The sequence below is a fragment of the Streptococcus sp. 449_SSPC genome (genome assembly GCF_001073005.1).
GTDB classification, from domain to species: Bacteria; Bacillota; Bacilli; order Lactobacillales; family Streptococcaceae; genus Streptococcus; species Streptococcus salivarius_F.
Genome location: NZ_JVGR01000030.1, coordinates 188,762 through 201,748, shown reverse-complemented (window position 1 = coordinate 201,748; position 12,987 = coordinate 188,762). Strand labels below are relative to the sequence as shown.

Sequence of the window (12,987 nt, the reverse complement as noted above, 5' to 3'; positions counted from 1 at the left end):
AAGGAAACATTGATATGACAACAGGTAAAGAGTACGTTGCTAGCGTTTTTGAAAAAGTGAAAGCTCAAAATGGCCATGAGGCTGAGTTCCTTCAAGCAGTTGAAGAAGTTTTCGATTCACTTGTTCCTGTCTTCGATAAATATCCTAAATATATTGAAGAAAACCTTTTGGAACGTTTGGTTGAACCAGAACGTATCGTTTCATTCCGTGTGCCATGGGTTGACGATAAAGGACAAGTACAAGTAAACCGTGGTTTCCGTGTACAATTCTCATCAGCTATTGGTCCTTACAAAGGTGGTCTTCGTTTCCACCCATCAGTAAACCAATCAATCATCAAATTCCTTGGTTTCGAACAAATCTTTAAAAACTCATTGACTGGTCAACCAATCGGTGGTGGTAAAGGTGGATCAAACTTCGATCCTAAAGGTAAATCAGATAACGAAATCATGCGTTTCTGCCAAAGCTTCATGACTGAATTGAGCAAACACATTGGTGCAGATACAGACGTACCTGCAGGTGATATCGGTGTTGGTGGACGTGAAATTGGTTACCTCTATGGCCAATACAAACGTCTTCGTAATGAGTACACAGGTGTTCTTACTGGTAAAGGTTTGAACTGGGGTGGATCACTTGCTCGTACAGAAGCAACTGGTTACGGTGCTGTTTACTTTGCAGAACAAATGCTTAATGCACGTGGTGAAAACTTTAACGGTAAAACAGCAGTTGTTTCAGGTGCTGGTAACGTTGCCATCTACGCTATTGAAAAATTGCAAAGCCTTGGTGCTAAAGCGGTAACATGTTCTGACTCATCTGGTTTTGTTTATGATCCAGACGGAATCGATGTTGACTTGTTGAAAGAAATCAAAGAAGTTAAACGTGAACGTATCGTTAAATATGCAGAAGCTCGTCCAAATGCAACCTTCACACCTGCTGGTGGTGAAAAGACAGTTTGGTCTATTAAAGCTGACTTGGCATTCCCATGTGCAACTCAAAATGAATTGGATGAAACAGATGCAGAAACACTTGTAGCAAATGGTGTATTGGCTGTTTCAGAAGGTGCTAACATGCCTTCAACTTTGGGAGCTATTGATGTCTTCCTTAAAGCTGGTGTATCATTTGGTCCTGCCAAAGCTGCTAACGCTGGTGGTGTTGCTGTATCAGCTCTTGAAATGGCACAAAACAGCGGACGTACACAATGGACATTCGAAGAAGTTGATGCTAAACTTTACGATATCATGAAAGGTATCTACGAAAATGCTGCAGCAGCTGCTAAAGAATTTGGTCATGAAGGTAACCTTGTTGTGGGTGCCAACATCGCTGGATTCCTTAAAGTTGCAGACGCTATGTCAGCTCAAGGTATTGTTTAATTAACAGCCTTGACCTGATTGATAAGCCTCTCGATAAAATAAGAAAAGAAGCCTGCGGGTTTCTTTTTTTGTTTAGACAGACTTAGGAGGAAGAGGAGTTCTGTACTTTTTTTGGTATAATACCTTGTAAGAAATCTCTTTCTAGAGCAGATTTTGATGAATTAGAGTACGAGAGGAATAATTTTGAGTGTTGGAAAGGATCCCTGTGGGGCAAAAGAAAAGAAGTATACTAATCAGACAATCATTCTAATAAGTTTCTTAATCAGTATGGTGTCAATACTGCCTATGTTCTTTTTTAGGGACAAGCTTTATGGTGATGATATTGTCTTTCACATTAACCGACTGTTATCTTTGGATACTGTCTGGAAGAGTCCTATCAATTTTACGACTAACGGAGGGACCGGACAATTAATCAATACCTTTTATCCCTGGTTAACTTATTATCCTATTTTCATAATCTATAAGCTGACTCAGTCGGTCTTTGTAGCCTGGATGAGTTTTCAGTTGCTTGTTCGCTTTGTAACTTGTTTGCTTAGTTTTTACGGATTACGTTTATTGAACTATTCTGATAAACAGGTGATGATATTTGCTACCTTTTATCTCTTTTCGGGGTATTTCTTGCACAATTCTTATTACCGGGCAGCCGTTGGCGAAACGCTAGCGATGATTTTTCTACCTCTAGTTTTCGTTGGCGTTCGTTTGATAACTTTTGGAGATTACAAGAAATGGTGGATCTTGACTCTTGGGATGCTTGGTTTAGTATATTCCCATGTCTTATCGGTCCTTTTGGCTTCTGTTGGGATTTTCTTTGCGGTGGTAATTAGTTTTTGGATTTGGGATAATAAAAAAGAACGTGTCCTAGGATTTCTTAAGGCCACCCTTGTCACTCTTAGTATGTCTCTAGCTTTCTTTGTTCCTATGATAGAGCAATTCAAGTATGTCACTCTACGAACGACTTTTAAACCGCTCCTATCAAAGACTGCTTTAAGTCTGGCAGACAACTGGGAGTTGATTCTAAAAAGTGATTTAAGGACTCCATCAGTTAATCTTCTCTACCTCCTGGGCCTAGTGCTAAGCCTGATTTTTACTAAGCGTTTTGTTAAGGTTGGGGAAGCTAGAATTTACCTTTTTATTTCTTTTATTTTAGCTTTTTTAACCTTGAAAAGTTTTCCTTGGCAGTTCTTACAGGCAAGTCCAGTGTCCAACCTTCAATTTCCTTGGAGATTATGGAGTTTTGCTCTGCTTTTCTTCAGTTTAGCTTTGGCGAATATCTTAGAAAATATTTCTATAAAGGCATCGACAATACTTGTCTTGTTAGGTCTTTGTCTAAATATGTTTCAGATTGTTACTGTTCAAGATAAGATGACTAAAGCAAAGAATATATTGCCAAGTCATACAAAAGTCACGAGAGAAATGCTGGCCAAGGGAACTTATAAAAATATAAATGGGGATTATACCAATAAAGAAGTGCCTTTTGGCTTTGTCTTTGACAAACATCTTTTCTTGGATAATCAGGAAATCAAGCCATTCATCAGCCGTTCTCCCAACGAGCTAGTACTTACGGTGACCAACGAGTCTAAAGAATCTAAGGTCTTGTCGTTGCCAGTTTTCTACTACAAAGGACAAGAAGCGAGGATTGATGGAAAGCGAGTAACTACTTACTTAGCTAAGGAAAAGAATCCAACTAATCTAGTCTTACCACCAGGTAAACATGGTGTTGTTTTGACCTATAGCTATACTACAGTTGCTAAAGTGGCAATGAGTGTTTCAACTATTAGTCTTTTGGTTTTTATTGGTTATTTGTATAGAGTGAAGAAAGATGACTAAAAAGGAGCCTGCGGGTTTCTTTTTTTGTCTGTTTTACTAGAGGGTGGGCCTTTTGATATAATAGGTCAAGGTGATTTATTTGGAATGAAGACCTTTGGTTCCGATAAAAGAAGGATATATCATTTCATAGTTTAGATAAGAAAAGGGAGTAAATAGATGATAAAAACTATCGTAAAGGATGTCTTTTTCCTTGGACAAAAATCGACAGAAGCGACTAAAGAAGACCTCTATTTGGCTAAAGATTTGCGTGATACATTGGAGTTTCATAAGGATGCCTGTGTGGGTATGGCTGCCAATATGATTGGAGTTAAAAAGCGTGTCATTATCGTCAATATCGGTTTTGTTAATCTAGTCATGTTTAATCCTGTTTTAGTCAGCAAGTCCTCGCCTTTTCAAACAGAAGAGTCTTGTTTGTCTTTAGAGGGCAGTCGTCCAACCAGACGTTATGAGTCGATTGAGGTAGCTTATTTAGATGAACAATGGATGCCTAAACAGTTAAGTTTTTCTGGCATGCCAGCCCAAATTATTCAACATGAATTGGACCATTTGGAGGGTATTATTATTTAGATAGCCTAGCTCAAGCGTTGTTAGGTTTTAGAGTCCAAAGCCTTAATAATCACAGTTACGGGAGTGAGAGTGGAAAGCAATATTCTTTTTCACTCTTTTTTAGTTCTCATAAGAACTTTTCTTCTTGACAATAGTTCTCATAAGAACTAAGATAGTTTCCATGAGAATTATTCAAGGAGGAACTTGCGATGCATGGAAAAGATCCTTTTAGTGACTTCAGAGAAATCATCAATGCTATGGAATCTCGCGTGCAAGAGTTAGGGAAGGTCCACGGTGTTGAACATTTAGCCGGCCCACAAGGATTTGCTGTCAGGTACTTGTTTGAGAACCAAGATAAAGAAATATTTATCAAAGATATCGAGAAAAGACTATCTATTTCCAAGTCTGTGGCTAGTAATCTGGTCAAACGTATGGAGAAAAATGGTTTTGTTGAATTGGTGACATCTGACAAGGACAAACGCTACAAGTATGTTCATCTGACAGACTTGGGTAAAAAGAAGGCCAAAGATGTTGGACATTTCCGAGAGGCTATCCATGAACAGTTGTTAGATGGTATTTCGAAAGAAGATGCTGAAACAGCCTTTCGAGTCTTTCACCAAATTCGTAAGAATTTAGAGAAAAATAAGGAGTAACTTATGTTTAAAATTTTTAAACGTTTGACAGCAAAAGAGTTAAGCATGATTGTCTTAGCTGTGATATTTGTTTGTTTGAATGTCTATCTAAACTTGAAAATTCCAGACTATATGTCTGACATTACGACCCTCTTATCAACCAAGGGGACTAAGGCGTCAGATATTTTTGCCTGGAATACAGATGCCCCAGGGATGCGAATGCTTTTAATGTCCTTTGCGGGCTTTATGGCCTCAGTAGTGGTTGGTTTCCTAGCTGCCAGAACAGCAGCAAGTTTTACAACCCGTCTTCGTGATGATATCTTCCATCAAGTTCTAGATTTTTCGGATGCAGAGATTAAGCAATTCTCCATTCCTAGTCTTTTGACCCGCACGACAAATGATATTACCCAATTACAGATGGTACTGACCATGGGACTACAGGTCATTACACAGGGGCCTATCATGGCCATTTGGGCGATTACAAAGATTGCCGATAAAAATGGAAATTGGCTCCTTGCCTTGCTTGTCGCTGTGGCAGTGATTGCCATTCTCATGCTCTTCCTCTTAATTATGGTTATGCCTAAGCAACGCTTGATTCAAACTCTGACCGATAAACTGAATAGCGTAACGCGTGAATCTCTTACAGGAATTCGTGTGGTGCGTGCCTACAACGCCGAAAGTTATCAAGAGGATAAATTTGAAAAGGCCAATACTGATTTGACCCAAAACAACCTCTTTATCGGTCGTTCTTTTGCCTTGCTGACACCCGTGATGACTGCTGTATCAAGTGGTTTGACACTGGCTATTTATTGGATTGGTGCACATTTGATTGAAGATGTTAAGATTCCAACAGATCCAACTAAGATTGCTGGTGCTATGGAAAATAAGGTCCATCTCTTCTCAGACATGGTGGTTTATTCATCTTATGCCATGCAGGTTGTGATGGGATTCATGATGATGATTGTTGTTTTCTTCCTTCTTCCACGTGCAGTTGTAGCAGCTGGTCGTATCAATGAAGTTCTAGATACCCAATCTTCAGTCTCTTATCCTGAAAATAGTTCTGAAAAACCTAAAGAAGTGGGTACTGTCGAATTTGATGATGTTTCCTTCCGTTATTCTGAAACTTCAGAGCCTGTTTTGGAGCAAGTTAGCTTCAAAGCTAAAAAAGGTGACACGGTTGCCTTTATTGGTTCGACTGGATCTGGTAAATCAACGCTTGTCAACCTTATCCCACGTTTTTATGATGCCACGCAAGGAACGATCAAGGTTGACGGTGTCGATGTGCGACATTATGACCATGAAACCTTGCACAATATAGTCGGTTATATTCCACAGAAGGCAGTGCTTTTCTCAGGTGATATTACGTCAAATATGACGATGGGAACGAGCAATAACAGTCCCCTTGATGATGCTAAGATTTGGGAAGCCCTCGAATTGGCTCAAGGAAAAGACTTTGTTGAAAATAAAGAAGGTCAACTTAAAGCAGAAGTTGCCCAAGCTGGGTCTAACTTCTCAGGTGGACAGAAGCAACGTTTGGCTATTGCGCGTGCCTTGGCACGTAAGCCTGAAATCTTGATTTTCGATGATTCCTTCTCAGCCTTGGACTATAAGACCGATCGTAAGTTACGTCAAGAATTGGCTGAAAAAACACAAGATATGACCAAGTTGATTGTTGCCCAACGTATCTCTACTATTATGGATGCGGACCAAATCTTGGTACTTGACCAAGGTAAGGTCGTTGGTCAAGGAACTCACAAGGAACTCTTGGCAGATAATGAGGTTTACCAAGAAATTGCCTATTCACAATTGTCTAAGGAGGAGTTAGAAAATGGAAAATAAGCCAAAAACATCATCCTATAAACGCTTAAAACCCTATATTAAAGGTTTCCAAATTCCGTTTGTCCTTGCGATTTTTGGAGCAATTATTTCAGCGGTCATTACAGTTATTGGACCAGATAAGCTTAAAGAAATTACCAATACTATTACTGAAGGTATTACACCTACTAAAATGGGAACGATTCCAGGCATTGATTTGGATAAGGTGGCAAGCATTGCTATGACCTTGGCTGTTCTCTATGCCATTTCAGCTATTGTTGGTTACTTACAAAGTTTTACGGTTGCGACGGTTACACAACGCTTTTCACAACGTTTCCGTACAGCTATCCAAAAGAAAATCAATAGTGTCCCTCTTAATTATTTCGACAGTCATTCTCAAGGGGACACCCTCTCTCGTGTGACTAATGACGTTGACCTTTTAGGGCAATCGCTTAGCCAAGGCTTAGGTACCTTGATAACTTCAAGTGTTCTCTTGGTAGCAGCCATTATTATGATGTTCTACTCAAATGTCACTATGGCTTTCACTGCGATTGGTTCTGTATTGATAGGTTTTGTTCTGGTAGTCTTCATCATGGGCTTCTCGCAACCACTTTTCAAGCGCCAACAAGAAAATTTGGCTAATATTAATGGTTATATTGAAGAAATTTACACGGGTCAAGCAGTCGTAACGAGTTACAATGCTGCTCAAGAAAGTAGTCAAGCTTTTAAGGGGCTTAATGATAAACTCTATAAATCGATGTGGCAATCACAGTTTATCTCAGGTATTATGATGCCACTTATGATTTTCATTGGGAACTTTGGTTATGTCATGGTCTGTCTTGTGGGTGCTATCAAAGTTATTGATGGTAGCTTGACGATTGGTGATGTGGTAGCCTTCATGACCTATGTTCGTATCTTCTCACAACCTCTTTCTCAAATTGCACAAGGAATTACACAACTCCAATCAGCTACTGCAGCCATTGGTCGTATCTTTGAATTTTTGGAAGAAAAAGATATGGACGACGAGTCAGCTAAGACAGCTGAGTTGACAGATACTAAAGGTCAAGTAGTCTTTGACCATGTTTCCTTTGGTTATACTCCTGAAAAGACTATTATTCATGACTTTTCAGCTCTTGCTAAGCCAGGTCAAAAGATTGCAATCGTTGGTCCAACGGGTGCTGGTAAGACGACTATTGTTAACCTACTTATGAAGTTCTATAACATCGACCAAGGTCGTATCACCATTGACGGTGTGGATACTAATGACATGAAGCGTGAAACTGTTCATGATCAATTCTCTATGGTGCTTCAAGACACTTGGCTCTTTGAAGGTACTATTCGTGATAATTTGATTTACAACCAAGAGAATATTTCTGATGAGCAAGTTATTGCTGCAGCCAAGGCCGTCGGTGTTCACCACTTCATTACCACACTTCCAACGGGTTATGATACTTATTTGGATGATTCTGTGACCTTATCAGTTGGACAGAAGCAGCTCTTGACCATTGCACGTGCGCTTCTTAAGGATGCCCCTCTTCTTATCTTGGATGAAGCGACATCATCGGTTGATACCCGAACAGAAGAATTGATTCAAAAAGCCATGGACAAGCTTATGGAAGGGCGGACTTCCTTTGTCATTGCCCACCGCTTATCAACCATTCGAAATGCTGACCTTATCCTTGTGATGAAAGATGGTAACATTATTGAACAGGGCAATCATGATGAGCTCATGGCAGCAGATGGTTTCTATGCTGATCTTTATAATAGTCAATTTACAGAAGAAGTTGCCTAAACTTTTCTTATAAAATTATAAGATTTTACAAAAGGCCATAGAACGTATGACTGTCAGTCATGCGTTTTGTGTTATACTGAAAAAAACAGACAGATTAGGAGATTATGATGCAATATCGCAAAGCAAGACTAGACGAAGTTCAGGAAGTTGCACAAGTATGTGCCGATGCCTTTGAAGATTACCCCTATCTTTCAATGATTGCCAGTAATTTAAAGAAGCCTGAACAGTATCAGGAATTTGTCTTAGCCTTGCAGGAAATATTGGTGCGTTTGGCGATTAAACGGGACTCATGTTTGGTGGCTGAAAAGGATGGTCGCATTGTTGCGGCAGCTATTTTACAACATCAGACGATTTCTATGCTTAATTATCTTCAAAATGGGGCGACCAAGCTTTTCCGTTTTATAAGCATCACTAAGTTGTTCAAGTATTTTAACTTTGTTGAAGAGTCCGAAAGACATCTGGAAGATTCTGCAGAATACGACTGGTACTTGATGATGTTGGCGGTGACTCCAGATTATCAAAGAAAAGGGATAGGAAGTCGCTTTTTGCTTGAAGGGGTTGAACCTTTTGTGCGTAGTACAGGCGGTCACAGTCTTGGTTTGATTACCAATCGCGATTACAATGTACCTTTCTACGAGAAAAATGGTTACAAGCAATGTGGTTATAAGGTCTTGACCTATGAAACACACAAACTAGGCAACTGGCCTTTTGTCAAATCACTTGATGCATAGCCTTGTGCTATTTAACTTAGATAAGCAAAATAAATCTGGCTTCGGCTGGATTTTTTTCTTAGCTTTAGAGTCCTTCTTGTCTGGCTCATTCCTTATTTTTAAGCCTAACTATGCTATAATTAGGAAACGCTATTAGAGGAGGTTTATATGTCAACTCCAAGTATTTATGGGGAATATGCTCAGTATCTCCCCAAGATTTTACAAGAAATAACAGACCCGATTATTGCGGCTAATATAACTAGCAAAAAAGAAACAGGCTTTAAACTCTATGAACATTTTATTTCACGAATCAAAGAAAGCGATTCTATGCGTGAAAAGTGTCGTAGGAAAAATTTGCCTGAAACCAGCCAATCTGCTCTCAAGGAAATTCGTGATAGTATTGGGATTCGAATTGTTTGCGGCTTTGTCGATGATATTTACAAAACTATCGATGTCATCAAGGCTATCCCTGGCGTTTCCATCTATAACGAGAAAGATTACATTTTAAATGCTAAGCCCAATGGCTATCGTTCTTACCATCTCATTTTGGAAGTAGAAACCGAGTTTCCAGATGTTCTAGGAAATGAGAGAGGAACCTATTTTGTTGAGGTTCAGTTACGGACCATTGCTCAGGATTCCTGGGCCAGTTTGGAGCATCAGATGAAATACAAGCACGACATCAAGAATCCAGAAATGATTACCCGTGAGCTTAAGCGCTGTGCGGATGAATTAGCTTCATGCGATTTGACCATGCAGACCATCCGTAACTTAATTCAAGAAGGAGGGGACTAGAATGGCTTTGAAAATTCTACTAGCTGAGGATGAGGAAGCTCTTTCTCGAGTTTACAAGGCGGCTCTTGAGCATCAAGGCTATGAGGTGGATCAGGCCTTTAACGGTCAAGAGGCAGTTGACCTAGCCGCACAGAATGCCTATCAAGTAATGATTATGGATATCATGATGCCCATTAAAACAGGCATTGAGGCCCTGAAAGAGATTCGCTCCTTTGGGAATACGACGCATGTCATTATGTTGACGGCCATGGCTGAAGTTGATGATCGTGTGACAGGACTTGACGCTGGGGCAGACGATTACTTGACCAAGCCGATTTCTCTTAAAGAACTTTTGGCTCGTTTGCGCTCGCTAGAGCGTCGTGTTAGTGAGACCTTTACTGCCAAAATTTTGACACTTGGTTCTGTTCGTTTGGACCAAGAGGAGCAGGAGTTAGTAGCTGGGAACGCCATTCGACTTTCAAGCAGAGAGACCAAGTTAATGGCCCACTTCATGCTCAATCCTGCCAAGAAATTAACGACTGAGCACCTTTTTAAGACCATCTGGGATGATGAGGAAGATGTGGACGAATCGATTGTCTGGGTCTATATTTCCTATTTGCGTCAGAAATTGCAAGCCATCCAGGCTGATATCAGCATTCTTGGTGAAAAGGGTGGTGACTTTTGCCTTCTTGCCAATTAGAGAGGAGTAGTGCATGTTTAGACGTTTACGACTTCAATTTATTACGATTGCTTCCTTGGCTATTCTCTTTATCTTGGTTTTTACAGTGGGAATCATCAATACTGTGAGGTCCTTTCAGACAGAACAGGAAATTAGTAAGGTTCTCAACACGCTTACAGAAAATAATGGTAGTTTCGGAAAAACTAAAAAAATTGAGACCGATCAAGGGCATGAAATTCCATTGGATAGTTTTCGTTTTTTCAGTGTGACCTTATCTGGTGATAAAGTGGTCAGTCAGGATACCAGCCATACTTCTTTAATAGATGATGAAGAAGCTGTTAGCTATGCACTTGCAGCTAGCCGTATGACGAATACTCTTGGAACAATTAGAGAAAAAAATATCAATCTGAGTTATCAGGTTAGCAAAGTCAGCAAAAATAAGATTCTTGTGGTCTTCCTGGACACGACCTCTTATTACAATTCTTCCCAAGCCTTGCTCAGTCTTTCTATCCTTTTATCACTGTTTGGGTTTATCTTTTTTGTCGTCATTGTCAGTGCCTTATCAGGAATCGTCATTCGTCCCTTCATTCGAAACTACGAAAAGCAACGACGTTTTATCACCAATGCTGGTCATGAATTGAAAACCCCATTAGCTATTATTTCTGCTAATACGGAGTTACAGGAACTCATGACAGGGGAGAATGAATGGACCAAGTCAACTAATGACCAGGTGGCACGTTTGACCAATCTAATCAATTCTCTTGTGGCTCTATCTCGTCTGGAAGAGCAGCCGGACATTGTTCTTCAAGATGTGGATTTTTCCTATATTACAGAGGATGCAGCCGAGGACTTTAAGGGACCTGTCGTCCGAGATGGCAAATCCTTCGTTATGGATATCGCCCCAGATATCCATGTAAAGGCTGAGGAGAAGTCTCTCTTTGAACTTGTAACTCTCCTTGTGGATAATGCTAACAAGTATTGTGATCCAGAAGGGACAGTTACGGTAAGACTTCGTCAGATTGGAAGAACGCGAAAACGGGCTCGTTTAGAAGTGTCAAACACCTATAAAGAAGGTAAGGCTGTTGACTATAGCAAGTTTTTTGAGCGTTTTTATCGTATTGAAGAATCCCATAATAACAAAGAACACAAAGGTTTTGGCATTGGCCTTTCCATGGCTCAAAGTATGGTCAAATTATTTAAGGGGCGTATCTTTGCCTCTTATAAAAATGACACCATCACCTTTACAGTTATCTTGTAAGGATATTTTTTAAATATTTGACTAGGTGAAAACCCTAATTTATGATAAAATAGTAAGGATGAAGATTTAGTGTTTTCTTTGCAAAAAAAGAGAACATTTTCCTATCCTAATCATAAAAAGGAGTTGCTTGAATAAGCCCCTTAACCACCTTAAAAGGATGGTAATTGACGACTTAGGAAAGATGAATCTCAGCTAAGAATTAAATCATAAAACAAAATAGTTAATAGGGAGAAATCATGGCAGAACCAAAATACAAACGTGTCCTCATTAAGCTTTCAGGTGAAGCTCTAGCTGGTGAACGAGGTGTTGGGATTGATCTTCCAACTGTCCAAGCTATGGCTAAAGAAATTGCTGAGGTAGCGGATTCAGGTATTCAAATTGCTCTAGTTATCGGTGGTGGTAACCTTTGGCGTGGGGAACCTGCAGCTGAAGCAGGAATGGATCGTGTTCAAGCAGACTATACTGGTATGCTTGGAACAACTATGAATGCCCTTGTTATGGCAGATAGTTTGAAACAACTCGGTGTTGATACACGTGTTCAGACAGCGATTGATATGAAATCTGTGGCAGAGCCTTATATTCGTGGTCGTGCCCTTCGTCACCTTGAAAAAGGTCGTATTGTTATCTTTGCAGCAGGTATTGGTTCGCCATACTTCTCAACAGATACAACAGCGGCTCTTCGTGCAGCTGAAATTGAAGCTGATGCTATTCTTATGGCTAAAAACGGCGTTGATGGTGTCTACAATGACGACCCTCGTAAAAACGCTGATGCTGTCAAATTTGATGAATTGACACACGTGGAAGTTATCAAACGTGGTTTGAAAATTATGGATGCCACAGCTTCTACCCTTTCAATGGATAATGACATTGACCTTGTTGTCTTCAACATGAACGAACCAGGAAACATCAAACGTGTTATCTTTGGTGAGCAAATTGGAACAACCGTATCTAACAAAGCAGAATCACACAAGTAAGAAAGAGAGAATTTATGACAAACGCAATTATTGAAAAAGCAAAAGAACGTTTCGCCCACTCACACGAGTCATTGGCCCGTGAATTTGGCTCTATCCGTGCAGGTCGTGCCAATGCCTCACTTCTTGACCGTATCACTGTAGAATACTATGGTGCTCCAACACCACTTAACCAATTGGCTTCAATCACGGTTCCTGAAGCACGTGTCCTTTTGATTTCACCATTTGATAAAGGTTCAATTGCTGATATCGAACGTGCGATCAATGAATCTGACCTTGGAATCAACCCAGCTAATGATGGTTCTGTTGTGCGCTTGGTTATCCCAGCACTTACAGAAGAAACACGTAAAGAGTTGGCTAAAGAAGTGAAAAAAGTCGGCGAAAATGCTAAAATCGCTATCCGTAACATCCGTCGTGATGCTATGGATGAAGCTAAGAAGCAAGAAAAAGACAAAGAAATTACAGAAGATCAATTGAAAGCTTTGGAAAAAGATATCCAAAAAGCAACTGATGACGCTGTTAAGAAGATTGACAGCATGACAGCAGAAAAGGAAAAAGAACTCCTTACTGTTTAATCAATAGAAAAATAAGGAGAGTGGGACAGAAGCAAAAGAGCATG

12 protein-coding genes are annotated in these 12,987 nt (G+C 40.0%); all 12 read left to right on the top strand.

What is annotated here, in order from left to right; all coding sequences use genetic code 11:
• Positions 1–14: 14 nt before the first annotated feature.
• The 12 genes from gdhA (at position 15) to frr (ending at position 12,943) form a co-directional block, all read left to right on the top strand.
• A complete protein-coding gene (gdhA, locus tag ADH51_RS09085) occupies positions 15–1,367 on the top strand; it encodes an NADP-specific glutamate dehydrogenase (protein ID WP_037597452.1) in 1,353 nt (450 codons plus the stop codon).
• Positions 1,368–1,652: 285 nt separating this feature from the next.
• Positions 1,653–3,194 (top strand): YfhO family protein, encoded by a 1,542-nt coding sequence (locus ADH51_RS09080; protein ID WP_239682188.1) that lies wholly within the window; start codon positions 1,653–1,655, stop codon positions 3,192–3,194.
• A gap of 156 nt (positions 3,195–3,350) precedes the next feature.
• Positions 3,351–3,761 (top strand): peptide deformylase, encoded by a 411-nt coding sequence (locus tag ADH51_RS09075; protein WP_002886693.1) that lies wholly within the window; start codon positions 3,351–3,353, stop codon positions 3,759–3,761.
• Between the two features lie 188 nt (positions 3,762–3,949).
• On the top strand, positions 3,950–4,393 hold the full coding sequence (locus tag ADH51_RS09070; protein ID WP_002890101.1) for a MarR family winged helix-turn-helix transcriptional regulator: 444 nt from the start codon (positions 3,950–3,952) through the stop codon (positions 4,391–4,393).
• 3 nt (positions 4,394–4,396) lie between these two features.
• On the top strand, positions 4,397–6,211 hold the full coding sequence (locus tag ADH51_RS09065) for an ABC transporter ATP-binding protein (RefSeq protein WP_048676339.1): 1,815 nt from the start codon (positions 4,397–4,399) through the stop codon (positions 6,209–6,211).
• On the top strand, positions 6,201–7,979 hold the full coding sequence (locus tag ADH51_RS09060) for an ABC transporter ATP-binding protein (RefSeq protein WP_048676336.1): 1,779 nt from the start codon (positions 6,201–6,203) through the stop codon (positions 7,977–7,979). Before ADH51_RS09065 ends, ADH51_RS09060 begins: the two co-directional genes overlap by 11 nt.
• A 107-nt stretch (positions 7,980–8,086) precedes the next feature.
• Positions 8,087–8,710, top strand: coding sequence for a GNAT family N-acetyltransferase (locus ADH51_RS09055; protein WP_021144625.1), 624 nt, complete (start codon positions 8,087–8,089; stop codon positions 8,708–8,710).
• Positions 8,711–8,857: 147 nt separating this feature from the next.
• Positions 8,858–9,481, top strand: coding sequence for a GTP pyrophosphokinase (locus tag ADH51_RS09050; protein WP_002890107.1), 624 nt, complete (start codon positions 8,858–8,860; stop codon positions 9,479–9,481).
• Between the two features lies 1 nt (position 9,482).
• Positions 9,483–10,160 carry a response regulator transcription factor gene (locus ADH51_RS09045; RefSeq protein ID WP_048676333.1) on the top strand — a complete coding sequence of 226 codons (678 nt, stop codon included), beginning with the start codon at positions 9,483–9,485 and terminating at the stop codon, positions 10,158–10,160.
• Positions 10,161–10,173: 13 nt separating this feature from the next.
• Positions 10,174–11,397 carry a sensor histidine kinase gene (locus ADH51_RS09040; protein ID WP_048676331.1) on the top strand — a complete coding sequence of 408 codons (1,224 nt, stop codon included), beginning with the start codon at positions 10,174–10,176 and terminating at the stop codon, positions 11,395–11,397.
• A 236-nt stretch (positions 11,398–11,633) separates the two neighbouring features.
• Entirely contained in the window at positions 11,634–12,371 is a 738-nt protein-coding gene (pyrH, locus tag ADH51_RS09035) for a UMP kinase (RefSeq protein ID WP_002885551.1), read from the top strand.
• Between the two features lie 14 nt (positions 12,372–12,385).
• Positions 12,386–12,943, top strand: a complete 558-nt coding sequence (gene frr / locus ADH51_RS09030; protein WP_002885567.1) for a ribosome recycling factor — start codon at positions 12,386–12,388, stop codon at positions 12,941–12,943.
• The last annotated feature ends 44 nt before the right edge of the window (positions 12,944–12,987 follow it).

Coding starts and splice junctions, on each gene's coding strand:
- gdhA (WP_037597452.1), top strand. CDS start 15: ATGACAACAGGTAAAGAGTACGTTGCTAGCGTTTTTGAAAAAGTGAAA.
- frr (WP_002885567.1), top strand. CDS start 12,386: ATGACAAACGCAATTATTGAAAAAGCAAAAGAACGTTTCGCCCACTCA.
- ADH51_RS09045 (WP_048676333.1), top strand. CDS start 9,483: ATGGCTTTGAAAATTCTACTAGCTGAGGATGAGGAAGCTCTTTCTCGA.
- pyrH (WP_002885551.1), top strand. CDS start 11,634: ATGGCAGAACCAAAATACAAACGTGTCCTCATTAAGCTTTCAGGTGAA.
- ADH51_RS09080 (WP_239682188.1), top strand. CDS start 1,653: ATGTTCTTTTTTAGGGACAAGCTTTATGGTGATGATATTGTCTTTCAC.
- ADH51_RS09075 (WP_002886693.1), top strand. CDS start 3,351: ATGATAAAAACTATCGTAAAGGATGTCTTTTTCCTTGGACAAAAATCG.
- ADH51_RS09065 (WP_048676339.1), top strand. CDS start 4,397: ATGTTTAAAATTTTTAAACGTTTGACAGCAAAAGAGTTAAGCATGATT.
- ADH51_RS09050 (WP_002890107.1), top strand. CDS start 8,858: ATGTCAACTCCAAGTATTTATGGGGAATATGCTCAGTATCTCCCCAAG.
- ADH51_RS09070 (WP_002890101.1), top strand. CDS start 3,950: ATGCATGGAAAAGATCCTTTTAGTGACTTCAGAGAAATCATCAATGCT.
- ADH51_RS09040 (WP_048676331.1), top strand. CDS start 10,174: ATGTTTAGACGTTTACGACTTCAATTTATTACGATTGCTTCCTTGGCT.
- ADH51_RS09055 (WP_021144625.1), top strand. CDS start 8,087: ATGCAATATCGCAAAGCAAGACTAGACGAAGTTCAGGAAGTTGCACAA.
- ADH51_RS09060 (WP_048676336.1), top strand. CDS start 6,201: ATGGAAAATAAGCCAAAAACATCATCCTATAAACGCTTAAAACCCTAT.